Annotated in this window: 16 protein-coding genes; 10 read left to right on the top strand and 6 right to left on the bottom strand. The window is 53.3% G+C overall.

Going from position 1 to position 25,829, the window contains the following annotated elements; all coding sequences use genetic code 11:
• Nucleotide 1: 1 nt before the first annotated feature.
• Nucleotides 2-748 (top strand): glycosyltransferase family 2 protein, encoded by a 747-nt coding sequence (locus B5G10_RS05145; RefSeq protein WP_087423674.1) that lies wholly within the window; start codon nucleotides 2-4, stop codon nucleotides 746-748.
• Nucleotides 749-797: 49 nt separating this feature from the next.
• Here B5G10_RS05145 and B5G10_RS05140 read toward each other — a convergent pair whose 3' ends face one another.
• Entirely contained in the window at nucleotides 798-2,387 is a 1,590-nt protein-coding gene (locus tag B5G10_RS05140) for a DUF6377 domain-containing protein (RefSeq protein ID WP_087423673.1), read from the bottom strand.
• A gap of 373 nt (nucleotides 2,388-2,760) precedes the next feature.
• On the opposite strand from B5G10_RS05140, the gene B5G10_RS05135 reads away from it, so the two are divergent.
• The 8 genes from B5G10_RS05135 (at nucleotide 2,761) to metG (ending at nucleotide 19,673) form a co-directional block, all read left to right on the top strand.
• Nucleotides 2,761-4,590 (top strand): glycoside hydrolase family 13 protein, encoded by a 1,830-nt coding sequence (locus B5G10_RS05135; RefSeq protein WP_241147722.1) that lies wholly within the window; start codon nucleotides 2,761-2,763, stop codon nucleotides 4,588-4,590.
• 175 nt (nucleotides 4,591-4,765) lie between these two features.
• Nucleotides 4,766-6,940 carry a glycoside hydrolase family 97 protein gene (locus tag B5G10_RS05130; RefSeq protein ID WP_087423671.1) on the top strand — a complete coding sequence of 725 codons (2,175 nt, stop codon included), beginning with the start codon at nucleotides 4,766-4,768 and terminating at the stop codon, nucleotides 6,938-6,940.
• Between the two features lie 282 nt (nucleotides 6,941-7,222).
• Complete coding sequence (locus B5G10_RS05125) at nucleotides 7,223-10,195, top strand: TonB-dependent receptor (RefSeq protein WP_343285885.1); 2,973 nt, start codon at nucleotides 7,223-7,225, stop codon at nucleotides 10,193-10,195.
• Between the two features lie 20 nt (nucleotides 10,196-10,215).
• On the top strand, nucleotides 10,216-11,853 hold the full coding sequence (locus B5G10_RS05120; RefSeq protein ID WP_087423669.1) for a RagB/SusD family nutrient uptake outer membrane protein: 1,638 nt from the start codon (nucleotides 10,216-10,218) through the stop codon (nucleotides 11,851-11,853).
• A 40-nt stretch (nucleotides 11,854-11,893) separates the two neighbouring features.
• The gene (locus B5G10_RS05115) at nucleotides 11,894-13,003 is read left to right on the top strand and encodes a SusE domain-containing protein (RefSeq protein WP_087423668.1); all 1,110 of its coding nucleotides are present in this window, start codon (nucleotides 11,894-11,896) and stop codon (nucleotides 13,001-13,003) included.
• A gap of 28 nt (nucleotides 13,004-13,031) precedes the next feature.
• On the top strand, nucleotides 13,032-15,005 hold the full coding sequence (locus B5G10_RS05110; protein ID WP_087423667.1) for a SusF/SusE family outer membrane protein: 1,974 nt from the start codon (nucleotides 13,032-13,034) through the stop codon (nucleotides 15,003-15,005).
• A gap of 150 nt (nucleotides 15,006-15,155) precedes the next feature.
• Nucleotides 15,156-17,210 (top strand): alpha-amylase family glycosyl hydrolase, encoded by a 2,055-nt coding sequence (locus B5G10_RS05105; RefSeq protein WP_087423666.1) that lies wholly within the window; start codon nucleotides 15,156-15,158, stop codon nucleotides 17,208-17,210.
• Nucleotides 17,211-17,630: 420 nt separating this feature from the next.
• On the top strand, nucleotides 17,631-19,673 hold the full coding sequence (gene metG / locus B5G10_RS05100; protein WP_087423665.1) for a methionine--tRNA ligase: 2,043 nt from the start codon (nucleotides 17,631-17,633) through the stop codon (nucleotides 19,671-19,673).
• Nucleotides 19,674-19,791: 118 nt separating this feature from the next.
• On the opposite strand, the gene B5G10_RS05095 is transcribed toward metG, so the two are convergent.
• The 5 genes from B5G10_RS05095 to pdxB form a co-directional block, all read right to left on the bottom strand.
• Complete coding sequence (locus B5G10_RS05095; RefSeq protein ID WP_087423664.1) at nucleotides 19,792-21,291, bottom strand: GH3 auxin-responsive promoter family protein; 1,500 nt, start codon at nucleotides 21,289-21,291, stop codon at nucleotides 19,792-19,794.
• A 50-nt stretch (nucleotides 21,292-21,341) separates the two neighbouring features.
• Nucleotides 21,342-22,115 (bottom strand): ribonuclease III, encoded by a 774-nt coding sequence (gene rnc / locus B5G10_RS05090; RefSeq protein WP_087423663.1) that lies wholly within the window; start codon nucleotides 22,113-22,115, stop codon nucleotides 21,342-21,344.
• A 42-nt stretch (nucleotides 22,116-22,157) separates the two neighbouring features.
• The gene (gene fabF, locus B5G10_RS05085) at nucleotides 22,158-23,420 is read right to left on the bottom strand and encodes a beta-ketoacyl-ACP synthase II (protein ID WP_087423662.1); all 1,263 of its coding nucleotides are present in this window, start codon (nucleotides 23,418-23,420) and stop codon (nucleotides 22,158-22,160) included.
• 3 nt (nucleotides 23,421-23,423) lie between these two features.
• Nucleotides 23,424-23,675, bottom strand: a complete 252-nt coding sequence (locus B5G10_RS05080) for an acyl carrier protein (RefSeq protein ID WP_087423661.1) — start codon at nucleotides 23,673-23,675, stop codon at nucleotides 23,424-23,426.
• Nucleotides 23,676-23,914: 239 nt separating this feature from the next.
• Complete coding sequence (gene pdxB, locus B5G10_RS05075; RefSeq protein WP_087423762.1) at nucleotides 23,915-25,030, bottom strand: 4-phosphoerythronate dehydrogenase PdxB; 1,116 nt, start codon at nucleotides 25,028-25,030, stop codon at nucleotides 23,915-23,917.
• 193 nt (nucleotides 25,031-25,223) lie between these two features.
• On the opposite strand from pdxB, the gene B5G10_RS05070 reads away from it, so the two are divergent.
• Nucleotides 25,224-25,826, top strand: coding sequence for a DUF4254 domain-containing protein (locus B5G10_RS05070; RefSeq protein ID WP_087423660.1), 603 nt, complete (start codon nucleotides 25,224-25,226; stop codon nucleotides 25,824-25,826).
• The last annotated feature ends 3 nt before the right edge of the window (nucleotides 25,827-25,829 follow it).

Below are 25,829 nucleotides of genomic sequence, written 5' to 3'. Positions count from 1 at the left end.
CATGGAAAGTCCGCTTTTCTCGATTATTACGATTACATTCAACGCGGCGGCTACGCTGCCCGCTACGTTGCAGAGTGTAGAACGGCAAACCTTTACCGACTATGAGTATCTGATAGCCGATGGGGCTTCGACCGACGGCACGGTAGCCCTTGCCCGGGCTTCGCGGGCAGTCACTTCGGTGGTGAGCGAGCCCGACCGGGGGTTGTACGATGCCATGAACAAGGGTTTGCGTCGAGCCAAGGGTCGCTATCTTATCTTCCTGAATGCGGGCGATGCGTTGCACAGCCCCGACACGTTGCAGAAAATCGCCCATTCCATCGAAAAAAACGACCCCGATATCGTCTATGGCGAGACGGCTCTCGTCGATGACCGGCGCCGCTTTGTGGCCATGCGTCGGTTGCAGGCACCCGAGGTGTTGACGGTCAAGAGTTTTCGCATGGGTATGCTGGTGTGCCACCAGGCTTTTGTGGTGCGTCGGTCGATTGCGCCCGAATATGACTTGCAGTATCGTTTCTCGGCCGACTACGACTGGTGTATCCGTTGCATACAGGTGGCCCGCACGATTACCAACACGCACGAGACCCTCATCGACTACCTCAACGAAGGGGTCACTACCGCCAATCGCAAGGCTTCGCTTCGCGAGCGCTACACGATCATGTGCCGCTACTACGGCACGGTGCCCACCTTCCTGCGCCACCTGTGGTTTGCCGTGCGCTTTGCCGTCGCCCGGCTGACGGGTCGCGAGTAGAATCGTTGTGTGTGGAACCGGCCGTGTCGCTCCCGACCGGGATGAGGGGTTACAGATTCATTACCTCCTGCTCAAATTTATCTTTATCGCCAGCCGCCTTGTTGCGTATCTTGCTACGATAGTTATATACGGTAGCCAGCGAGTAGCTCAAGAAATGGGCGATGCGGTTGGCATCGGTTACGCCCAGCCGTATGAGGGCAAAGATGCGCAACTCGGTGTTGAGCAGTTCGCCCGGTTTGGGGTAGATGCGACCCTCTTTGACCAGCAGTTTGTTGAAGTCTTCGATGAAATTGGGGAAGAGGTCGAGAAACGATTTGTCGAATTCGCGATAAAAGGCCTCGCGCTCGCTGCGCAGGAACTGGTCGGAACGTATGGTCTTGAAGAGTTCATCGACCTTGGAAGTCATGGCCATCTTCTCCAGCGAACGGCGGTATTGCTCCAGCTTCTCGAGATAGCCCACGCAGCGGTCCAGGTAGCGGGCAATATATACCTCTTTAATTTTTCCGATTTGAGCGAGCGTCTCGTTCGAATTTTTCAGTTCGCAGTTGGCCTCGTACAGGCTTTTTCGCATGGCCGACAGTTTCTTCATCCAATGGTACAGATAGAAAACGGCTACGATTAGCAGCAGCGACAGGATACTTATTCCCAGTAACATGCCGCGAACGACCGACTGTTCGTGCTCGTCTTTCTCGCGATAGGCCCTATCGATGATGGGGTAGAACTCGGTCACCTCCAGGAATCGCAGGCGGGCATTGCAACTCACGGCATCCTCCATCGAGCAGTTCAGGTAGCAGTAGGCCCGGTCGATATCGCCCTGTTCATACATGAGCCAGGCCAGTTTTTGCAGCGAGGCATATTCGCGCACCACCCGTTCCAGGTCGCAAATGGCGGTATGTGCCAGGTAGTAGATCTGTTTCTCCACGTTGCCTTTGGCCCGATAGGCTTCGTACATGGTATAGTTGAGATACGACAGGTATTGCATGTCTTGAACCGTGGACAGTTGCTTGTCGAGCATCGGTATGGCCTCGTCGGGGTTGCCCTTCAGAATCAGTCGCTCGGCCATCAGAATGGTGCGGTCGGTCTCGTTGAGCGGGAATTGGGCAATGGAGTCGCGATAGAGGTCGGTCTTCTCGAGGTACTTCTGTTTCACCTGGGGGTCGACGATGTTGTCGGCCAGCCAGCCATAACACGAGCGGCAGGCATAGTAGTATTTGAGGCGGGTCTCTTCGCCCAGGCGACCGGGATTTATGGTCTCCAGTTCGAGCAGAGCATCGTTGTACATGCCCATTACGCTCATCACTTCGGCCCGGCATATCGTGTGTTCGGCCTTGCTGTCGGGGAATATGGTGGCGGGGTTTATCTCCTCTTTCAAGTTGAGGTAGTGTGTGGCCGAGTCGGCCTGATAATGCAGATATTCATAAAAGAGAGAGTTGCAGAGTCGGTACTTCTCCGATGCCGATGAGGCTTTTCGCAACATCTGTTTCAATTCTTCGATTTGAGCCTCTTTATGAGATTGGTAGTCCTTTTTCTGGGCAATCACGGCATCCAGTCGTTCCAGTACCTGTTGTGTTTCTGTACCCTCTGCCCCAATCGCTGGGCAAAGAATAAGCATCCATAGAATAAATGCAATTTTACGCATAAACAGTTTTTAATCCTAAATGCAAATATATAATAAAATCTTGCACTGAAAAATAAAAATGAGGGGGATAATTTTCGTCTTTCTCAAGGTTTGGAGAGCGAGTAGAAACGGGTGGGGGAATATCCCGGGGAGTTTGTGGTGACACTCATCCCCGAAGGTGGGGCAAACAGGTCGGGAAAAGAAGGAAACGGGTGTTGAAACGGTTTATATTTTCGAACGCGTTAAAAAGTGTAAATCATTATATTGCAAATGAATAGACCGTTGCATCGTTTATAAAAATATTCTAATCCCCTGGCCACGTTCACAATTTTTTTATATTTGTATTAACCAATTTTCTAATATTATGAAACGGTTCAGCCTATTGTTTTTTATCATGTTCAGCTTCTTGATTTGGCCGGCTCATGTGTTTGCCTCGACCCCGATAGTGAAGAAAGTGGCCCCTACCTTCTGGTGGGCAGGTATGAAAAATCCAGAGTTACAGATTTTGTTGTATGGCGATCGTATTGCCGACTATGATGTGACCCTGTCGAGTGGGGATGTAGAGCTGAAAGAGATCGTAAAACAATCCAATCCCAACTATCTGCTTTTGTATGTGGACCTCTCCGAGGCAGCCCCGCAGACTTTCGATATCGTATTGAAGAAGGGGAGAAAGAGTGTGACGGTTCCCTATGAGCTGAAAGCCCGCAGCCAAAAGGGCGACGATATACAAGGCTTTACCGCTGCCGATGTGCTTTACCTGATTATGCCCGATCGCTTTGCCAATGGCAATCCCGACAACGACGTGGTGCCTGGCATGTTGGAGAATAAGGTCGATCGCAACGGACAGTATGCCCGTCACGGCGGCGATTTGAAGGGGGTGGCCAATCACCTCGACTATCTTGCCGATTTGGGGGTGACCACTATCTGGCTCAATCCCATCCAGGAAAACGATATGCCCGATGGTTCGTATCACGGATATGCCATCACCGACTACTATCAGGTAGATCGCCGGCTGGGCAGCAACGAGGAGTTCAAGGCGTTGACCGAGCAGGCCCACCAAAAGGGGCTGAAGGTGGTGATGGATATGATCTTCAACCACTGCGGCAGCGAAAACTACCTGTTCAAGGATAAGCCATCGACCGACTGGTTCAACTTCAAGTCGCACTACACCCAGACTTCGTTCAAGACGGCCAGCGTGCAAGATATTCATGCCAGCCAATACGAACGACAGCTGGCTACCGACGGTTGGTTTACCCAGGTGATGCCCGACTTGAACCACCGCAACCGCCATGTGGCCCGCTACCTGATTCAGAGTAGCATTTGGTGGATCGAGTATGCCCACATCAACGGCATCCGCCAGGACACTCATCCCTATGCCGATTTTGACTTCATGTCGCAATGGTGTCGCGAGGTGCTCGACGAATATCCTCACTTCAACATCGTGGGCGAGACGTGGCTCAACAGCAATGTGCTGGTTTCGTTCTGGCAGAAAGACAGCCGGCTGGCAGCGCCTCGCAACTCCAATCTGCCCACGGTCATGGATTTCCCCCTCACCGACCTGATGAACAAAGCCTTTGACGAGGAGACTACCGACTGGGGCGGAGGCCTCTATCGGTTGTACGACTACCTCACGCAAGACCTGGTCTATCCCAATCCCATGAGTCTGCTCATCTTCCTCGACAATCACGACACCTCGCGCTTTTATAAAAAGGAGGAGGATACGGCCAATCTCACCCGCTACAAGCAAGCGTTGCTCTTCCTGCTCACCACACGAGGCATCCCCCAACTGTATTATGGGACCGAAATCGTGATGGCGGCCGACAAGAGTGAGGGCGACGGCATGCTGCGGCGCGATTTCCCGGGTGGCTGGCCGGGCGATCCAAGCGACTGCTTCACCTCCGAAGGGCGTTCCGACTTGCAGAACGAGGCCTTCGATTACACTCGCAAGCTGTTGAACTGGAGAAAGAACAACGAGGTAATAGGGAAAGGAAGCCTGACCCACTTCTCGATTATGAATAATGTATATGTATATGAGCGGAAGTATGGGGAGCGGTCGGCGGTCGTGATCATGAACGGGTCGGATCAGCCGCAAGAGATAAGCTTGACTCCCTATCGCGAGGTATTGCCAGCCCCCACGGCTACCGATTTCTTGAGCGGGCGCACGGTCGAACTCTCCGAGAAACTCTCGCTCGAGCCTCGCGAATCGCTGTTGCTCTGCTTCTAAATTGTTTATAATTTTTGTCAGGGGTACAGATTCAATTGTTTGAATATAAGATGTTTGAAGAGATAAAGCGTTTATAAATTTATTCTACCCGAATAGAGAGGAATCTTTATCTGCTAATTTTGAAAACACACTCGAACACATAAACAAGTTAACCAAAAAACGAACCATGAATAGCATGAAACATCTCATCTTGGCCGGGGCAATGGCATGCATACCTGTCCTGTCGGATGCCCAACAGTTGGTTTCGCCAGACGGCAATCTGGTGATGAACTTCAGCCTCACTACAAACGGGGCACCTGCTTACGATCTATATTATAAGGGAAAGCCGGTAATCAAGACCAGTACGCTGGGGTTGGAACTCAAGCAGGAGGACCCTAATGCGCAAACCGACTTTCAATTGTCTGGCCCGAAAAAAATCGAAGGGTTGGAAGCCAAAGCCAACCTGATGAACGGGTTTACGATAGCCCACACGCAAACGTCGAGTTTCGACGAGACGTGGAGCCCGGTTTGGGGCGAAGAGAGCCAGATACGCAACCACTACAACGAGCTGGCCGTGACCCTCGACCAGGCTCAGAACAAGCGTCAGATTGTCATCCGTTTCCGTCTGTTCGACGACGGGCTGGGTTTCCGCTACGAGTTCCCGCAGCAGAAAGAGCTCAACTATTTTGTCATCAAGGAAGAGCACTCCCAGTTTGCCATGGCCGGTGACCATACCGCTTTCTGGATTCCGGGCGATTACGATACTCAGGAGTACGACTACACCACCTCGCGTCTGTCGGAGATTCGGGGCCTGATGAAGCAAGCCATTACGCCCAACTCGTCGCAAACTCCCTTCTCGCCTACCGGCGTACAGACGGCTTTGATGATGAAGACCGACGATGGACTCTATATCAACCTGCACGAAGCCGCGCTCATCGACTACGCCTGCATGCACCTGAACCTCGACGACAAGAACCTGGTGTTTGAGTCGTGGCTCACCCCCGATGCCCAAGGCGACAAAGGTTACATGCAGACTCCTTGCCAGTCGCCCTGGCGCACGATTATCGTGAGCGACGATGCCCGCGACATTCTCGCCTCGCGCATCACTCTCAACCTGAACGAACCTTGCAAATACACCGATACCTCTTGGATTAAACCTACAAAATACATCGGTATCTGGTGGGATATGATTACCGGCAAAGGTACCTGGGCCTATACCAACGACCTGTATAGCGTGCACCTGGGCGAGACCGATTATACCCAAACCAAGCCCAACGGTACCCACTCGGCCAATACCGAGAATGTGAAACGCTACATCGACTTTGCCGCTGCCAACGGTTTTGACGCCGTGCTGGTCGAAGGCTGGAACATCGGTTGGGAAGACTGGTTTGGAAACAGCAAAGATTATGTATTCGATTTCGTCACTCCCTATCCCGATTTCGACGTGCAGGAGATTCATCGTTATGCCGCCGAGAAAGGGGTGAAGATGATCATGCACCACGAGACCTCCTCGTCGGTACGCAACTACGAGCGTCACATGGAAAATGCCTATCGTTTCATGGTCGATAACGGTTACAATGCCGTCAAGAGCGGGTATGTAGGCGACATTATTCCCCGCGGCGAGCACCACTATGGACAATGGATGGTCAACCACTACCTCTATGCCGTAAACAAGGCCGCCGACTATAAGATCATGGTCAATGCCCACGAAGCCGTGCGTCCCACCGGGTTGTGCCGCACCTATCCCAACCTCATCGCCAACGAGTCGGCCCGGGGTACCGAGTACGAAGCATTCGGCGGAAACCACGTGAACCACACCACCATCTTGCCCTTTACCCGTCTCATCGGCGGCCCGATGGATTACACCCCGGGTATCTTCGAGACCGATTGCAGCAAGATGACCCCCTCCAATACCTCGCGTGCCCGCACCACGCTGGCCCGCCAGTTGGCCCTCTATGTGACCATGTACAGCCCGTTGCAGATGGCGGCCGACATTCCCGAGAACTACCAGCGCTTCCCCGATGCCTTCCAATTCATCAAGGATGTGGCTATCGACTGGGACGAGAGCCGATATCTGGAGGCCGAACCGGGTGAATACATCACCATCGCCCGCCGGGCCAAAGGTACCGACGACTGGTATGTAGGCTGTACGGCTGGCTACAACGGACATAAGTCGGAGCTTGTGCTCGACTTCCTCACACCGGGCAAAAAGTATGAAGCCACCATCTATGCCGATGCCAAGGATGCCCACTGGGAGACCAATCCTCAAGCCTATACCATTACTCATAAGAAGGTAACCAGCAAGAGCAAACTCAAACTTACGGCAGCCGTGGGTGGCGGATACGCCATCTCGATTAAGGAGGTTAAGTAATTATCTCGATGCGTGAAAGGAGTCGGGGTTCCTCTCCCCCTCGAGAGCCGACTTCTTTTATGCTTGCTACAATTCAAGAATATGAAGCTTTGTTAAATCGCTGAATATAAGCGACTAAAAGGTGTTCTTCGAAGGAGTTTATATTCGTGATTATAATAATATATAAGAACCTTTATACTTTAAGCTAATAACATGAAAAGAAAAATTCTGAAAATTGCGAGCAAAATCCTATTATGGTGTATAGTAGGTTTCTTGCTACCTGCACATGCTTTTGCACAGAGCATGACAGTGAAAGGTGTTGTATTGGACAACACGGGTATGGCTATTATCGGAGCCAACGTCCTGGTGAAGGGGACTGGCAACGGAACAAGTACCAATATCGACGGAAACTTTACGCTCAAGGCCAATAAGGGCGACATCATCACCGTTTCGTACATTGGCTATCAACCTCAGGAACAACCCGCCAGCGAATTGATGAAATTTGTTTTGCAAGACAACGAAGAGTTGTTGGACGAGGTGGTAGTGATTGGTTACGGTACGGCAAAAAAGACCGACCTCACCGGTTCGATTACCGCCATCAAGGCCGAGGATATTAACCGCGGTGTGGTTACCTCGCCCGACCAGATGTTGCAAGGCAAGGTGCCGGGCCTGTTGGTTACTCCTGCTGCAGGCGACCCCACCGGTAGTGCAACGATTCGTATTCGTGGCGCCGCTTCGTTGAAGGCCAAGAACGACCCCTTGATTGTAATCGACGGAGTGCCTGTTACCGCCGAAGGTGGTGCCGGCATGGCCAACCCGCTGGCATCGGTCAACCCCAACGATATCGACACCTATACGGTATTGAAGGATGCTTCGGCCACTGCCATCTACGGTTCGCGAGCTTCGAACGGTGTGATTATCATCACCACCAAGAAGGGCACCGGCAAGAATGTGCAGGTGAGCTACAACTCCAGTTACAGTTTGAAACAGAACAGCTCTACGCTCGATGTGATGACTGGCGACCAATATCGCGACTACATGCGCAGTACCTATGCCGGTACCAGCCGCCTGGCTACGGTAGAATCGTTGATGGGTACGGCCAACACCAACTGGCAAGACCTCATCTATCGCACGGCCTTCACGACCGACCAGAACTTGAGTGTCTATGGCAATGTGAAAGGCAAGTTCCCCTACCGGGTGAGCATGGGCTATACCTACGATGAGGCTACGTTGAAGGTGGGCGACAACCAGCGTGCCAACCTCTCGATAAGCATGACCCCCAAATTCTTCGACGATCACCTGAGCGTGAACATCAATGCCAAGGGTATCTACAACAAGGCCAACTATCCCAACTCGGGAGCCGTGGGCAGCGCCATCTCCTTTACCCCGACGCAGGAACCCTACTTCCGCAATGCCGACGGCAGCATCAACAAAGATCTCTTCAACGGCTATTGGAACTGGAGCGTGGGCGGTCAGGTAAGTACCAACTACGGCATCAACCCCCTGTCGCAACTCTACGACTATACCAACCGCAACGACTCGTGGCGTTCGTTGGGTAACTTGCAACTGGACTACAAGATTCACGGCCTCGAAGACCTGCGCCTGAACTTGAACCTGGGTTACGATGTGGCCCGTACCGACGGCTACAAATATGCCGCTCTCGGGTCGGTAACCTCGGCTCGCAACAACATGTCGGGTCGCGACCTCTACGAAGAGTATGCCAACACCAACTCCAATACGCTGCTCGAGCTGTATGCCAACTACAACAAGCAGTTCGGTATCCACCATCTCGACGTGATGGCCGGTTACTCCTGGCAACACAACTATGTGAAGTACGACAACATCTCGTACTATAACGCCAACCGCGACGAGGTTTACCTCGACAGCCCCTCGGACCGTCGGGAGTATTACCTGCTTTCGTTCTTCGGCCGTGTAAACTACTCGATCGATTCGAAATACCTGTTCACCTTCTCTCTGCGCGACGATGCCTCTTCGCGTTTCTCCAAGGAGAACCGCTGGGGTCTCTTCCCCTCGGCCGCCTTTGCCTGGAATATCGTGGAAGAAGACTTCATCAAGGATCACCAGACACCGCTCTCCAACTTGAAGATTCGGTTGGGATGGGGTCGCACCGGTCAGCAAGATATCGGTATGGACAACTGTTATGCCTATCAGCCGCGGTATGTCATCTCGACCAGCCCCAACATGATGATTCCCGGGTTCCCCGGTTTGGGCGACGGCGTTGACGGCTATGCCTACACCATCTCGCCCATGGCTTATAACAAGAATATCAAGTGGGAAACCACCGAAACCTATAACGTGGGTGTCGATTTCGGGTTCCTGAACGGCCGCATCAGCGGTAGCGTAGATGCCTATTTGCGTCACACCTACGACCTGCTCAACGACATCACCACGCCGCTCGGTTCCAACTTCTCCAACACGGTCATCACCAATGTGGGCGATATGGAAAACAAAGGTGTGGAGGTAAGCTTGAACTTTGTTCCCATCGAGACCAAAGACCTGCACTGGGACATCAACCTGAACGGTACCTGGCAAGATACCAAAATCACCAAGCTGAGCAACGTGCCTACCGAAGACTATCTGGGTGTACGCGTCGGTTCCAACCTGAGCGGTACCAGCGGATACTCGTCGCTCTACCGGGTAGGTTATGCTCCCTATACCTATCACCTGTTCCAACAGGTATATGATTCCAACGGCAATCCCATAGAAAACGCTCTGGTCGATCGCAATGGCGACGGTCAAATCACGCAGGACGACCGCTATGTAACCGGCAAGAGCATCATGCCTTATTTCTATTTCGGTATCAGCACGCAAATCGTTTACAAGAATTGGGACTTCGGCTTCAATGCCCACGGCTCACTGGGCGGCTATGCCCTCAACAAGGTGGCCAAAGATAACTCCAGCGGTTACAAGGACGACTACACCAAGGGCTATATCGACAACCTCATGCCCATTTGCCAGAAGACCGGTTGGACCGAAAGTCTCACCGAGTTCCAGCACTTCTCCGACATGTTCCTCGAGGATGCCTCGTTCTTCCGCATGGACGACATCAACGTAGGCTACACCTTCGACAAGATTAAGAACTGGAAGGGTAAAATCCGCATCGGTGCTTCGGTACAAAATGTATTTGTCATCACCAAGTACAGCGGCCTCGATCCCGAACTCACGGTCAACGGTAGCGGCGAACTCGACGGTGTGGACCAAAACCTCATTCCCCGTCCTCGTCTCTACACCTTGCGACTCAACATTAACTTCTAACTACCCTAAGACACAGCATTATGAAAAAACTGATATATTATACACTGGCCATCGCAGCTACGGCGCTCTCGATGACCTCCTGTCTCGGCGATTTGGATACCGTACCTCTGAACGAGACAGACAAGACGGGCGAAACGGCCTATCAAAACATACAGGACTTTCAACGGGGACTGGCCTACATCTACGGCTCCTTCTCGCTGTCGAGCCAGAATGACCCGGGAAAGGCCGATATCAATGTCGATGATGCCGGACAGAGCGAGTTTATCCGCCAGATTGTGGTGCTGAACGAGATGAGTACCGACGCCATGAAATGTATCTGGGGCGACAGCTATATTACCGAGACCCAAACGGCTTCGTGGACAGCCGGCGGTAATGCCGCCCTGGTGGCTACCTACACCCGTGGTCTCATCACGGTTACCCGTGCCAACGAGTTCCTCACCCGTGCCACGGGCCGCGAGATGGACGGTCTGCCCGGACTGATTGCCGAGGCCCGTTTCCTGCGTGCCTATGCCTATTTCGTGTTGATGGATCTGTATGGCAACCCGCCCTTTGCTACCGAAGAGAACATCGGTGGCGGTTCGCTGCCGACGCAGATAGGACGTCCGGCGCTGTTTGCCTGGATCGAGAGTGAGCTGAAAGCGCTGGCCGACCCCAACAGCGCCATGCCCAATGTAGGCGAGGTTCCCTATCCGCGTGCCACGAAAGGCAGTGCACAGGCTCTGCTGGCCCGCCTCTACCTCAATGCCGAGGTCTATACCGGCACACCCCGCTGGGAAGATGCCCGCACGGCAGCCGAGAAGGTGATTGGCATGGGATACGGCTTGTGTTCGAACTATGCCCACCTCTTCCTGCAGGATAACGGCGAGAATCCCGACGCTCAAAAAGAGATGATTTTTGCCATCGGTTACGACAGCAACCTGATGCAGAGCTGGGGTGGAACCACCCACCTGGTGAGCGGTAACGTGCACGATGCAGCCAGTCAGGCCATTGCCAAGGAGCTGGGCTTCGGCGACAACACCTTCATGTCGCCCGAGCGTTGGAACGGATACCACATCCCCAACGAATATGTAGAGGCCAACTTCGAGATGAAGAATGTATCGTGGGGCGGTACCGGCATCGGTTACGACCGCGAGGGCAGCGACAAGCGCGCCTTCTTCTGCAACACGGGTTGTGAGAAAGAGTTCGACCTGAAGGTGGCCGAGACCGGCTGGCGTTGCTGGAAGTTCAACAGCATGGATTCTCAAAACCAGCTCCACCTCGACAACAACTTCTCGTCGGCCGACTTCCCCGTGATTCGTCTGGCCGAGATGTACCTCATCTACGCCGAGGCACAAGCCCGCCTGGACAACGGTGTCACCACCGATGCCAAAGCCCTCGGTTATATCAAGCAGTTGCGCGACCGTGCCGGGCTTTCTACTCCCGCATCGATCGACCTCGACTTCATCCTGAAAGAGCGTGCCTGTGAGTTGATGATGGAGGGTCACCGTCGTACCGACCTCATTCGCTACGGTTACTTCACCTCCATGAGCTTCCCCTGGCCCTACAAGGGCGGCGTACCTACCGGAGCCGTAGAGATTCCGGCCTATCGCACCATATTCCCGTTGCTCGACAACGACGTGGCCGAGAACTCCAACCTCACGCAGAATCCGGGTTACTAATCATCACCTCAATATTCACAATCCTCAATAAGAAACGATTATGAAACTATTCAAAAATATAGCATTATTCGCAGCGGTAGCCCTGCTGGCCGGCTGCGAAACGGAGATAGATACTCCGCAACTCAATGCGCCTGCCGACTTTGTAGCGCCCGTCATGAGCGATTGCGGCAACGTGGTTGTCAATGCCGACAACTCCGACGACGAGAATGTCATCTTCTCGTGGACTCCGGCCAACTTCGGACAGCCGGTGCAGATATTCTATTCGGTCTATCTTACTTTGGGCGATAAAGAGGGACTGCTGGGAACGACCAACGGCACCTCGCTGGCCGTGAAAAAAGGCGACCTGAATGGCGTGGTGATCAATAGCCTGGGCGTAACGAAAAACGATAAGGCCAATGGCGTGACCGCCTATGTATCGGCCCAGATTGCCAGTGCCGCTTATGCCGAGGTGGTGAAGTCGCCTCTCTCCAACCCCTTCTCGGTACAGACCTATGCAGCCCCGCTCAAGTGGCTGTATCTGTGCGGCGAGTTCAACAAGTGGACCATCGATCAGGCTGCCCAGTTCTGGGAGACCGGTGGCGGTACCAATACCTACGAGTGTATGATCGACCTCTCGATACCTTCGGATTACACGCCTACCGATGGCGAAAACTCCTATTTCAAGGTGACGGTGGCCCAGTCGTGGTCCGATGCCAACTGGGGTTACAGCGCTTTGCAGTCCAACTGGACCAACGTAGAGAACAACGACAACAACCTCAACCTGCCCATTACCGAGACCAATATCTATACCTTGTCGGTAAATACCGTGGCCATGTCTATCACGCAGGCTCCTGTGGGTAAGACCTTGGGATTGGCCGGCGACTTCTCGGGTTGGGCCGATGGTGCCGATGCACCTCTGGTTTATGACTGGACCGACAATACCTGGAAGACCGCTCCCCTCGAACTGGAAGGCGGCAAGGAGTTGAAGGTGCGTGCCGATGGTGCCTGGACTACCAACTGGGGCAGCGACGGCTCGACCAGTACCGATGTGCCTGGCGGACTGATTCTGAGCGCCGGCGGCAATAATATTCAGGTGCCCGAAAGCGGAACCTTCGTGGTCGTGCTTCATGCCAACCGCACCCCCTATGTACTGGAATTTCAAAAACAATAAACCCGATAACCTTTAATCGATTACAGTCATGATAAAATATCTGAAATACATAGCCATAGCAGCCATCACCCTGATGGCCGCCACGGGGTGTCAGGACGACCCGGAAGATACCTTCTCGACGGCTCCTGTGGCTCCCTCGTTGCAAAACAACGGGAGTATCCTGATGACCCAAAACACCATGGACGAACCTATTCGGTGGGCCTGGACCGCTGCCCGTTTCCTGAAGGGCGATGTGACCTATTCGCTCTTCGTGAAGTATGGGCAGGAAGAGCCCGTGCAGGTAGGCGGGAGCACCTCGGCTCTTACCCTCACGATGAGTAAGACCGATTTCCGCACCTTACTGGAAGGCATTACCGCCATTCCCGAGAACTCGACCTTCGACCTTAACTTCTATGTCGAGGCCGCCGATGCCGAGGCTGTTTACAAATCGGCCGAACTGATGATGACCGTCTATTCCTATGGCAACTTTATTTCGGCCGTGGCTACTCCGGCCGAGAGCGAACTCACGCTGGATATCAACAATCTCACCAGCGAGCTCACGTTGCTCACCTGGGAGCCGGCCCGGCTGAACTACAACGAGGCCATCACCTACGACGTGTTGGTAAGTTGCGGTGGGAGTGAGCCCGTTGTCGCTGCTACCGGCCTGACCGAGACCTCTTGCACGCTTACGGTTGACGAGTGGAACGAACTCATCGTGAGTGCCGGGGCTGTCGAGGGTGCCGCCAGCGAAGTTACCTTTACCGTGAAAGCCTATTCGCCCTCGTGCGAAGAGGGGTTGCCCTCGGCTCCTGTCACCATGCAGGTAACTACCTACAAGGCCAACTTCCCCGCCTTCATCACGTTGAAAGGCACCGACAAGCAGATACCTCAAAGTACGGCACAAAAGGGACTCTTCGAGTGCTTCGTCAACTTTGCCGAGGCAGCTACCTTCACCTTCGAGGATGGTGATGCCCAGGTAGAATATGGCGGCGATGCCCAGTTTGCCAACGATGCCAACGGCAACCTGGTAGCCAGTGGGGCCTTGACCGAGGGTGGTAGCGCCATAGGCGTAGAACCCGGTTTGTATCGTGTATGTGCCAATATCAAGTTCAAGAACTTTATCCTGGTGAAGATCGAGAGTATGGGTATGATCGGTAATGCTACCCCCGGTGGCTGGGATGCTGAGACGCCCATGGCCTACGATGCCGCCTCCAACACCTTCACCCTGAAAACGACCTTGACCGAGAGCGGCGAGTATAAGTATCGTGCCAACAACAACTGGGGCTATGCCATCGATGGCGAGGGCAGCTTCTCCGACGGAACTCCCAATATCGTCTTCGACAGACCTACCGATGAGTATAACGTGACTCTCGACGTGAGCAAGCATCCCTATGTGGCCAAGATTGTAAGCACGGCCTTCCCCACCGAAGAGTTTATCTATGTACCCGGTAACCACCAGACTCCCACGTCGTGGGATCCCGCTACGGCTCCGGCCTTGCGGTCGCTCGAGATGAACGGTGTCTATACCGGTTTCAGCCGTCTGGACGGTGAGTTCAAGTTCACCCTGGCTCGTAACTGGGACGGTGGCGAGTACAACAGCACGCACTTCACCGAGTATAGTGAGGGGCTTGCTCCTGCCAGCGGCAACATCAACATCAACATGGCCAATCCGGGCTTCTACTACATCGAGGCCGACGTGATGACGCAACGTCTCACGGCTACGCTCATCGAGAGTTGGGGCCTCATTGGAGCCGCTACTCCCGGCGGATGGGATAGCGAAACGCCCATGACCTACGACGCCGAGAAGGGTTGCTGGAGCTGTACGGTCGCCCTCACGGCCGGTGAGATGAAGTTCCGGGCCAACGGCTCTTGGGATTCGGGTATCGACTTGGGCGGCTCTTTGGACGATCTCGTATTCAAAGGGGGTAACATAGCTGTAACCGATGCGGGTAACTATCTCGTAGAGATGTACTTGCAACGCACCGGCAGCACGCTGATGTATTGCACGCTCACGGCCCAATGAGTATAACCTGTCACGATAAATAAATCTGAAGCAGCAGAGAGACCGGCTTGTCCCCGGGTGGAGGCCGGTCTCTCTCCCTATATTTTACACGACTCACCACCTGCCCGTGTGGCAGGGAGTGTCACAACAATCGACTATCGACCATTCACCATGAAAAGATTTTTATTTCCATTTCTCTTGTTATATGGCTTGTTGCTTGCGTTGGCCGCATGTAGCGACGACGATGTCCATGGCAGTTCGCCCGACTCTGGGCAGTCGGGGCAATGGAGCGACGTGGTTGCTTCGCCCGATGCGTGGGACGGGACTCGGCGAGCCGATATCACCTACCAGTTACTTGTCTATTCGTTTGCCGACAGTGACGGTGACGGCACGGGCGACTTCAACGGTATTACCGCCAAACTCGATTACCTGAAGCAACTGGGCATCACTGCCATCTGGTTGTCGCCCATACATCCCGCCATGTCGTACCACGGCTATGACGTGACCGACTATACCGCGGTAAATCCGCAATACGGTACTCTCGACGATTTCGATCGATTGGTGAGCGAGGCTCGGGCGCGGGGTATAAGTATCTATCTCGACTACGTGATGAACCATACCGGCCGCAATCACCCCTGGTTCACCCAGGCCACCTCGTCGCTCGACAGTCCGTATCGCGACTATTACAGCTTTTCGCAAGATCCGGCGGCCGATATTCAGGCCGGACGGGTGCCCATGATTGCAAGCGAGGGGGCTGCCGGTTATAAATCGGGCGAGTGGTTTGCCGTTCCTACCGAGGCTGGTGGATACTACACCTTTACCCTCGATTGGAGTTCGCCCTCGCAACCCACGGTCACGGTGACCCAGGCTACCCAGGCCGATGTCGATGCCGACAACACCTCGTCCTCGACTGGTAGTGACAAGTATCTGTATTATGGCGATGCCGTTTGCAAAAAGTTCTACGACAAGGGGAACGGCATCTATGAGTTGACGGTCGATTTCGCTTCGTCGTGGGGATTCCTCATTCGCACCAGCAACACGCTGTGGGGCAACTACAAATATGGAGCCGCCCGGCTGGGTGACCAGGCCCGGCTGGGCGAACCCTTTGCCCTGAAACAGGGCGAGAATGCCCAGAATATTTTACTGGAGGGTATGGAGATGTGGTATTTCCATTCGGCTTTCAGTACCGACTGGTTTGCCGATTTGAACTATGGCCCCGTCGATCAGGCAGCCGAGTCGCCGGCCTATCAGGCCATCAGCAGTGCGGCCAAAGGTTGGATCGACCGTGGGGTAGAGGGATTCCGTCTCGATGCCGTGAAGCACATCTATCACAATGCCACCTCCGACGAGAACCCCCGTTTCCTGCGACTCTTCTACGACGATATGAACAGCTATTACAAACAGCAGGGCCACACCGACGACTTCTACATGGTGGGCGAGGTGCTCTCGGAACACAACGAGGTAGCACCCTATTATCAGGGACTGCCCGCTTTGTTTGAGTTCTCGTTCTGGTATCGGGTAGAGTGGGCCATCAACAACAACCAGGGCTGTTACCTGGTCAAAGACCTGCTCTCGTATCAGAAAGAGTATGCCTCGTATCGTCCCGACTATATCCGGGCCACCAAGCTGAGCAATCACGATGAGGATCGGGCTGCCTCGAAACTGAACCGTTCGGCCAACAAGTGCCGCCTGGCGGCAGCCGTGCTGCTCACGGCTCCGGGGTCGCCCTATATCTATTATGGCGAAGAGCTGGGTATCTATGGCACCAAGGCGAATGGCGACGAGTATGTGCGCAGTCCCATGCTCTGGGGCGATAACTACACCACGAGCTACACGACCAAGATCGATCCCTCGGTAGCTTCGCAGGTGAAGCCCGTGAGCGAGCAGCAAACCGACGCGGGTTCGCTCCTGAACACCTATCTCGCCTTTGCACATGTGCGGCAAACCTATCCGGCTTTGGCCTCGGGTACGATGTCGCGGCACGAAGTCTATAACGAAGAGAACTCGCAGTACCCTACGGTTGCCGCCTGGTATATGACGAAGGGCGACCAGCGCATACTGGTCGTGCATAACTTTGGCAGTGCCATTATCGGATTGCCTCTTACCGACAAAATCGAGAAGGCCATAGCCACCTCGGGCAGTGTCTCTTCCAAAGTGGAAGAAGAGGGAATTTCCGTCAGACTGGGGGCTTACTCGTCGGTCGTATATCTGTTGCAGAACAACTGATTGTTTTGAGTGTATTGAACATAAGAGTGCACCGTAAAGGTGTTACATGATGGATGGAAGCAGCGGCCTCGCGATGAGGCTGCTGCTTTATTTTTGGATTCGGCTGGATGAGAAGGTTCAGACGAATATTGCTTCTGCACTCCTTTTCGCTCTCTTTATGGAGGTAGAATGTCTCAAACGTTGAAAACTTTGTTTTCCGTTTGTCTCTACGCTCACCTTTCACTATCTTTCCAGAAGAAAGGAGTCGGTTCGGTATAGTCAAACGTGAAAACTTTGTTTTCTGTTTGCCTCTACGCTCACCTTTACGTATCTTTGTACAAAATGTCGAAAACCGCTCGCTGCACGGGATGCCGGGCGTGCGGAAATCGGTGGGGACAATATCCCCAAGGTTGTATTTAACTGGATAGAAATTAAGGAAAAATGGAGAAGAAATTCAAACGTACGCTGGTTACGACCGCATTGCCTTATGCCAACGGTCCTGTGCATATAGGCCACTTGGCAGGTGTGTATGTACCGGCAGATATCTACACGCGATATCTGCGCTTAAAGGGCGAGGATGTGATTATGATAGGCGGTAGCGATGAGCATGGTGTGCCCATCACCATCAAGGCCAAAGCCGAGGGGGTGACTCCGCAGGATATCGTGGACCGCTACCACAACATTATTAAGAAATCGTTCGAGGAGTTTGGGATATCATTCGATATCTATTCGCGCACGACCTCGGCCATTCACACGAAGATGGCTTCTGATTTCTTCCGCAAACTATACGACAAGGGCGAATTTATCGAGAAGACCTCGATGCAATATTACGACGAGGAGGCCAATCAGTTCCTCGCCGACCGCTATATTACCGGTACCTGTCCGCACTGTGGCAACGAGCATGCCTATGGCGACCAGTGCGAGGCTTGCGGTACTTCGTTGAACGCAACCGACCTGATCAATCCCAAGTCGGCCATCACGGGCAACAAACCGGTGCTGCGCGAGACGAAACACTGGTATCTGCCCCTCGACAAGTGGGAGCCTTTCTTGCGTCACTGGATTCTCGACGAACACAAGGAGTGGAAACCCAATGTGTATGGGCAGTGCAAATCGTGGCTCGATATGGGCCTGCAACCCCGTGCCGTGAGCCGCGACCTCGATTGGGGTGTGCCGGTACCGGTCGAAGGGGCCGAGGGCAAGGTGCTCTATGTGTGGTTCGATGCTCCCATCGGTTATATCTCGAATACCAAGGAGCTGCTCCCCGACAAGTGGGAACTCTACTGGAAAGACCCCGAGACAAAGATGGTTCACTTTATCGGTAAGGATAATATCGTGTTCCACTGCATCGTATTCCCCGCCATGCTGAAGGCCGAGGGTAGCTATATCTTGCCCGACAATGTGCCGGCCAACGAGTTCCTCAACCTCGAGGGTGACAAGATTTCGACCTCGCGCAACTGGGCTGTGTGGCTGCACGAGTATCTCGAGGATTTCCCCGGCAAGCAGGATGTGTTGCGCTATGTGCTCACGGCCAATGCTCCCGAGACCAAAGACAACGATTTCACCTGGAAAGACTTCCAGGCCCGCAACAACAACGAGCTGGTGGCTATCTTGGGCAACTTTGTGAACCGTGCCCTGGTGCTCACCCACAAATATTTCGAGGGCAAGGTGCCCGAGGCCGGCGAGTTGACCGACTACGACCGCGAAACCTTGAAAGAGTTTGCCGACGTGAAGGCGTCGGTCGAGAACTATCTCGATCACTATCGTTTCCGCGATGCCCTCAAGGAGGCCATGAACCTGGCCCGTATCGGTAACAAGTATCTGGCCGATACCGAGCCTTGGAAGTTGGCCAAGACCGACATGCCCCGGGTGGCTACTATCTTGAATCTGGCTCTCCAGATTACGGCCAACCTGGCGATTGCCTTTGAGCCCTTCCTTCCCTTCTCGGCCGAGAAGTTGCGCGGTATGCTCCACATGCACCACTGCGACTGGAACATGCTGGGCCGCACCGATATCCTGCCGGCCGGAGCCGAGCTGGGTAAACCTGAGCTGCTCTTCGAGAAGATCGACGACAGCGTAATCGAGGCTCAGGTAAACAAACTGCTGGAGACCAAGAAGGCCAACGAGCTGAAGAATCACAAGGCTGCGCCGGTGCGCGAGAATGTGCCTTTCGACGACTTTGCCAAACTCGACATCCGCGTGGGTAAAGTGCTCGAGTGCCAGAAGGTGCCCAAGGCCGACAAGCTGTTGCAGTTCCGCATCGACGACGGTCTGGGCGGTCGCACCATCGTGTCGGGTATAGCCAAGCACTACAAACCCGAGGAGCTGGTGGGTAAGAACGTATGCTTCGTGGCCAACCTCGAACCTCGCAAACTCAAGGGTATCGAGTCGCAAGGCATGATACTCTCGGCCGAGGATGCCGACGGTCGGTTGATTGTCATCACCCCGGCGGCCGACGAGATTGCTCCCGGCTCGGAGGTGAAGTGATAACACTTGATAGATAATATAGACAACGAGAGCCGCTCTGCCATGCAGGGCGGCTCTCGTTACTTTTATTGGGGGATGAAGAGGGGATGACCCTAATCTGGGGCCCTCTCTCTGTCAATTATCGGTTGTTGTACTGGAGTATCTCCTCGATAATGTCGCGCTGGTTGTAGAGGCGGGGAATCTTGTGTTGGCCGCCCAGTTTGTTATGGTCGCGCAACCAGTCGTCGAATATGCCGGCTTTGGCGGGAATGACCTCGAGACATTCGAGGGCGATGCTCTTGAAGCGCTTGGCTTCGTAGTCGGAGTTGAGGTCTTGCAGGTTCTGGTCGAGCCGTCGGGCAAACTCCTCGACGGGAACAGGCAGGTTGCTGAATTCGATGAGCCATTGGTGTCGCCCCTTGTTGTGGTCGGTCATATATACCGGAGCCGCCGTGTAGTTGAGCACGCTGGCTCCCGTCTGCTCGCAGGTGCGGGCAATGGCCTGCTCGGCATTATCGACCATCAGCTCCTCGCCGAAGGCATTGATGTAGTGTTTGGTGCGACCCGATACGCATATCTTCAGCGGGTGGGTCGAGAGCACCTTCACGGTGTCGCCCATGCGATAGCGCCACAAGCCGCCGTTTGAGGTGATGACCAGTTCGTAGTTTCGCCCGGCTTCGACTTCCCACAGGGGGACAGCCCGTTCGCTGCCTTCTCCCAACGGGATGAACTCGAAGAAGATGCCCAGGTCGATGAGCAGTAGCATGCCGGGCGTAGAGAGGTCGTTCTGCACGGCAAAGAAGCCTTCAGAGGCGTTGTAGGTCTCGACATAGTGCATCCGGGGGCTGGAGATAAGCTGGAGATATTGCTCGCGATAGGGGGCAAAACTGATGCCTCCGTGGAAGAATACCTCGAGGTGAGGCCACACCTCCGAGAGGTCTTGCCGGCCGGTTTTCTTCAAGATGTGTTTGATGAGGACGAGAAACCACGAGGGAACACCCGAGAGGTTGGTCACGTCGCTCCCGATGGTACTGTTGGCAATAGCCTCGAGCTTGGCATCCCATTCGCTCATGAGCGCAATCTTTTTTGAGGGGACTCTGATGAGGTTGACCAGGGGGCTGATGTTCTGAATGAGGATGGCCGAGAGGTCGCCGCAGTAGGCCTTCCCGAAAGGATTCTGGGCCCGGCTTCCGCCCAGCACGAGGCCTTTGCCCGAGAAGAAGCGGCTCTCGGGGTTCTCGCGCAGATATAGAGCCACACAGTCGGCACCCCCCTGGTAGTGGCAATAGCGCAGGGCTTCGGCACTCACCGGTATGAACTTGCTTTTGTCGTTGGTCGTTCCCGACGATTTGGCAAAGTGACGTATAGGGGTGGGCCACAGGATGTTCTGTTCGCCCTGCATGGTGCGCTCGATATAGGGCTTCAGCTCTTCGTAACTGCTGATGGGTACACGCTCGGTAAAACTTTTGTAGGAAGATATTTCGTCGAACCGATAGGTCGAGCCTAATTGTGTCTTTCGGGCTTTTCGAATCAGGTCGATAAGCATTTCTTGTTGTATGATGTCGCCATAGTCGGCATAACGGTCTATTTGAGAGAGGCGTTTGTCGAACACCGGGCGTAGCAACTTTGTGAGATTCATGTGTCGCAAGTTTTCAATGAGAAGCAAAAATAGCTAATTCCCTCGTTATTCTATTGTTTGTCTTGTGTTTTTTCTGTGACAATTTCGGGATTTTCGCTTTGGCGGGTAGCCAGTACCAGTTGCATAAAGGATTTGTCTTTGCGGAGGCGTTCGATGGCCGTATGGGCTGCGTTCTGTTGCGACTCTTTCTTGGAATAGCCTATGCCTATGCCACCCGACAATCCGCCCAGCAGGGCCTGTGACTGAAATATGGGGTTGTTGTTTTTATCGACCAGAGTCTCGACCAGCGCAAACTGGATGTCGATTTTGTGCTTTTGGCACCATTCGATAAGGCGTGACTTGAAGTTGCTCTCCTCTTTCGAAATCTTCTCGAGGTCGATGAGCGAGTCGATGATGCGGGTTTCGATAAAGTGTTTGCAGAAGTCATACCCCTTGTCGAGATAGATGGCTCCGATGAGGGCTTCGAGGGCATTGCCATACATGTAGCTGTTGTGGGAACTGATGTGCATCGAATAGGTGATGAAACGGTCTATCCCAATTTTCAGGGCAATGGCATTGAGCGACTCACGTTTAACGATTTTGGCCCGTGTGTTGGTGAGGAAGCCCTCCTTGCGGTTGTCGAACCGGTGGAAAAGTATGTCGGCGACGATGGCGTCGAGAATAGCGTCGCCCAGGAACTCGAGGCGCTCGTTGTTGATGCGCCGTCCCTGTTCGCAAATCGACGAGGAGCTGTGCAGGAAGGCAATCTCGTAGAGGCGTATGTTGTTGGGCCAGAATCCCAACAGGTCATGATAAAGAACATAAGGCTCCTTATGACGTAACATAAGGAGCCTTATACGGTTATAAATCGTTTTAAGCACGTTTGTTTATTTCGTGAATTTCTTTACGATTATACTTGCATTGTGTCCACCAAAACCAAAGGTATTTGACAGGGCTGCATTGACTTCGCGTTTCTGAGCCTTGTTGAAGGTGAAGTTCAGTTTGTTGTCGATTTCGGGATCGTCGTCACCCTCGGCATGATTGATGGTGGGGGGAACGATGCTTTCGTCGATGGTCTTCACGCAGATGAGGGCCTCCAGTGCACCGGTAGCACCCAGCAGGTGGCCGGTCATCGACTTGGTCGAGCTGATGTTGAGGTCATAGGCGTGATCGCCGAATACTTCCAAAATCGCTTTGGCTTCTGATTTGTCACCAACAGGAGTCGAGGTACCGTGTACGTTGATGTAGTCGATCTCTTCGGGAGCCATGTGGGCATCGTCGAGAGCGTTTTGCATCACGAGTTTGGCACCTAAGCCTTCGGGGTGGGTAGCCGTCAGGTGATAAGCGTCGGCCGACATGCCGCCACCTACTACTTCGGCATAGATTTTAGCCCCACGGGCCAATGCGTGTTCCAGTTCTTCAAGAATAAGGCAGGCGCTACCTTCACCCATGACGAAACCGTCGCGCGAGGCGCTGAACGGACGCGATGCCGTTTCGGGCGAATCGTTACGGGTCGAGAGTGCGTGCATGGCATTGAATCCACCTACTCCCGAGACCGTGATTGCAGCTTCGGCACCACCCGATACGATCAAGTCGGCTTTGCCCAGACGGATATAGTTATAGGCGTCGATGAGGGCGTGGGTGGACGATGCGCAGGCCGATACAATACCGAAGTTGGGACCCCGGAATCCATACAGCATGGAGATTTGTCCTGCTGCAATATCGGCAATCATCTTGGGAATGAAGAAGGGGCTGAAGCGAGGCCCTTTTTCGGGGGCAACGGCATAGTTCCCTACCTCTTGCTCAAAGGTGCTGATACCGCCAATACCTGCCGAGAAGATGACTCCGGCACGGTCTTTGTTTACTTTCTCGAGATCGAGACCTGAGTCGGCCATGCTCTCTTGTGTAGCGGCCAAAGCAAACTGGGTGTAGCGGTCGAGCTTACGCACTTCCTTGGCGCTGAAGTATTTCAGCGGGTCGAAGTTCTTTACCTCGCAAGCAAATTGAGTCTTGAATTCAGATGCGTCGAAAAGCGTAATAGGTCCTGCTCCGCTTACTCCTTTCAGGAGGGCATCCCATGTAGAGGGAACATCATTTCCCAGCGGAGTGATTGCACCAAGACCTGTTACTACAACTCTTTTAAGCTCCATAAATTATTTATTCTCTTTCTCTGCGATAGCTTTTTCGATGTGAGCGATAGCCTCACCTACAGTCGTGATTTTCTCGGCTTGATCGTCGGCGATCTTGATATCGAATCTGGTTTCGAATTCCATGATCATTTCAACAGTGTCCAAAGAGTCAGCACCGAGGTCATTGGTAAAGTTTGCTTCGGGAGTTACCTCTGATTCTTTAACACCTAATTTTTCTACGATAATTTCTTTTACTGTTGATGCTACGTCAGACATAATTTTTAAATTTTAATTAATAAATAAATTAACGTTCTTATTTTTTGCAACTGCAAAGGAATATATTTTTCTCCGAAGAAAAAAAATTTTCCCTTATAAATTACTCATTTTTTGCACACATGACGAATTTTTGTGCAAAAATAGGCAATTTTTCTACCTCTTACTGCTCTAAAACAGGTGGTTTTTGTTGCGAAATACAATTCTTTTTCCTGAAGGGCTCACTTCTAAAATATGTATATTTACTCGAAGTTAAACCCTAATTTTTCTAAAACCATGCGGTCGGTTGTCGAGGCTCCTTTGATGTGGTAGGCACCGAATTCTCGTCGCAGGGGGTAGAGCCCGCGCTGCATTTCGAAGGTCTCGGGCGACTTGCGCAGCCTGAGGTCGTCGTCGAAGGGGTTGTAGGTGTCCCATATCGCTTTTTGCAAAGGGGTAGATACGCCGGTCAAGTCGATGAGAGGCTGAGCCGGAGCCGGGGGCGTGATGTGTTGGATGGGAATGTGAACTCCTATCCACTGGCCTACGGCTTCGACAATCATGCGGGTTGCGGTCGATTTGCCATCGGCCGAATAGCCGGCAATATGGGGGGTGGCGATGAAGGCCTGGTCGAGCAGATCCCTGTCGATGTGAGGCTCGTTTTCCCAACAGTCGAGTACCACGGCCGAAACCTGTTTCTGCTTCAAGGCTCTCTTCAGGGCTTCGGTCTCTACGATTTCGCCACGAGCCGTGTTGATGAGCAGGGGCGATTTCTCGAGAGCGTCGAAGAAGGGGGTGCTGGCCAGATGGAATGTGGGGTACTTCCCGCCACGGGTGAGCGGAGTGTGGAAGGTGATGATGTCGGCTTCGCGGCAAATCTCTGCGAGCGGAGTAAACTCGGCCGGCCCTTCAGCCTCTTCACGCGGAGGGTCGTTGAGGAGTACCCGCATGCCCAGCAGGCGGGCATAGCGGGCGACGATGGTGCCTACATGACCTACGCCCACGACACCCAACGTGCATTCGTGCAGTGGCTTGCGGTGACTTTTGCTCCAGGCCAGCAGCGAGGCGAGTATGTATTGACCCACCGAAGCGGCGTTGCAGCCGGGGCAGTTTTTCCATTCGATGCCTTTTTCGCGGCAATAACCGGCGTCGATGTGGTCGTAGCCGATGGTGGCCGTGGCGATATATCGGCACCGGCTCTGGTCGAGCAGGTCGCGGTTGCATTTGGTGCGTGTACGTATTAAAAGAATGTCGGCGTCGCGTACAGCGTTGGCATCCATTCGATCGGGCGACAGGTAGTCGATGCGGGCATAAGGCTCGAGAACACCTTTTAAATAGGGTATCTTGTTATCGGCTACGATGTATGGAATTGTTGTCATGGCTATCTGCTTTTTATACAAACAAAAGTACGAATTTTTTGTGGCATTGTATCGAAGAACTATTTTTATATATGTGAAATAGCGATTTTTCGTAAAAGTATTGTTATGTTTGTAAAATGAAACAAAGGCGCACTATGCTTATCGGGAAACGTTTGGCAGTGGAGATAGATGCGCTTATTAATCTTTGAGAACTATGACTTTTGCAGAAACCTGTAATCACATTTTTTGGAACACCACGCAATATTACCATCGGTTCGATAACGTGGATGCCACGCTCGAAAATCCTTATGCCGAGGGTAGCATAGAGTATTATCTGTGTCTGAAGAACTGGATCGATGTGGTTCAGTGGCACTTGGAAGATATTATCCGGAATCCCGATATCGATCCTCGGGAGGCCTTGGCCATCAAACGGAGAATCGATAAATCGAATCAGGAGCGCACCGATCTGGTCGAGATGATCGACGACTATTTCCTGAAAAAATATGCCGGTGTCGAGGTGAAGAGCGACGCTACCATCAATACCGAGAGCCCTGCGTGGGCCATCGACCGCCTCTCGATTCTGGCCGTGAAGATTTATCACATGCAGCAGGAGGTTGAGCGCAAGGATGCTTCGCCCGAGCATGTGGAGAAGTGCAGGGCCAAGTTGCGCATCCTGCTTGAGCAACGCTCCGACCTGTCCACGGCCATCGACCAACTGTTGGATGAGATAGAGGCCGGCAAGAAATACATGAAGGTGTATAAACAGATGAAAATGTATAACGACCCGGCACTGAACCCGGTTTTGTACAAAAAGTGACAG

The organism is Barnesiella sp. An55, assembly GCF_002161555.1.
GTDB classification, from domain to species: Bacteria; Bacteroidota; Bacteroidia; order Bacteroidales; family Barnesiellaceae; genus Barnesiella; species Barnesiella merdipullorum.
Note: the sequence above shows the minus strand (reverse complement) of the source record. Positions and strands in the feature narration are given on the sequence as shown.

Coding starts and splice junctions, on each gene's coding strand:
- B5G10_RS05145 (WP_087423674.1), top strand. CDS start 2: ATGGAAAGTCCGCTTTTCTCGATTATTACGATTACATTCAACGCGGCG.
- B5G10_RS05140 (WP_087423673.1), bottom strand. CDS start 2,387: ATGCGTAAAATTGCATTTATTCTATGGATGCTTATTCTTTGCCCAGCG.
- B5G10_RS05135 (WP_241147722.1), top strand. CDS start 2,761: ATGTTCAGCTTCTTGATTTGGCCGGCTCATGTGTTTGCCTCGACCCCG.
- B5G10_RS05130 (WP_087423671.1), top strand. CDS start 4,766: ATGAAACATCTCATCTTGGCCGGGGCAATGGCATGCATACCTGTCCTG.
- B5G10_RS05125 (WP_343285885.1), top strand. CDS start 7,223: ATGACAGTGAAAGGTGTTGTATTGGACAACACGGGTATGGCTATTATC.
- B5G10_RS05120 (WP_087423669.1), top strand. CDS start 10,216: ATGAAAAAACTGATATATTATACACTGGCCATCGCAGCTACGGCGCTC.
- B5G10_RS05115 (WP_087423668.1), top strand. CDS start 11,894: ATGAAACTATTCAAAAATATAGCATTATTCGCAGCGGTAGCCCTGCTG.
- B5G10_RS05110 (WP_087423667.1), top strand. CDS start 13,032: ATGATAAAATATCTGAAATACATAGCCATAGCAGCCATCACCCTGATG.
- B5G10_RS05105 (WP_087423666.1), top strand. CDS start 15,156: ATGAAAAGATTTTTATTTCCATTTCTCTTGTTATATGGCTTGTTGCTT.
- metG (WP_087423665.1), top strand. CDS start 17,631: ATGGAGAAGAAATTCAAACGTACGCTGGTTACGACCGCATTGCCTTAT.
- B5G10_RS05095 (WP_087423664.1), bottom strand. CDS start 21,291: ATGAATCTCACAAAGTTGCTACGCCCGGTGTTCGACAAACGCCTCTCT.
- rnc (WP_087423663.1), bottom strand. CDS start 22,115: ATGTTACGTCATAAGGAGCCTTATGTTCTTTATCATGACCTGTTGGGA.
- fabF (WP_087423662.1), bottom strand. CDS start 23,420: ATGGAGCTTAAAAGAGTTGTAGTAACAGGTCTTGGTGCAATCACTCCG.
- B5G10_RS05080 (WP_087423661.1), bottom strand. CDS start 23,675: ATGTCTGACGTAGCATCAACAGTAAAAGAAATTATCGTAGAAAAATTA.
- pdxB (WP_087423762.1), bottom strand. CDS start 25,030: ATGACAACAATTCCATACATCGTAGCCGATAACAAGATACCCTATTTA.
- B5G10_RS05070 (WP_087423660.1), top strand. CDS start 25,224: ATGACTTTTGCAGAAACCTGTAATCACATTTTTTGGAACACCACGCAA.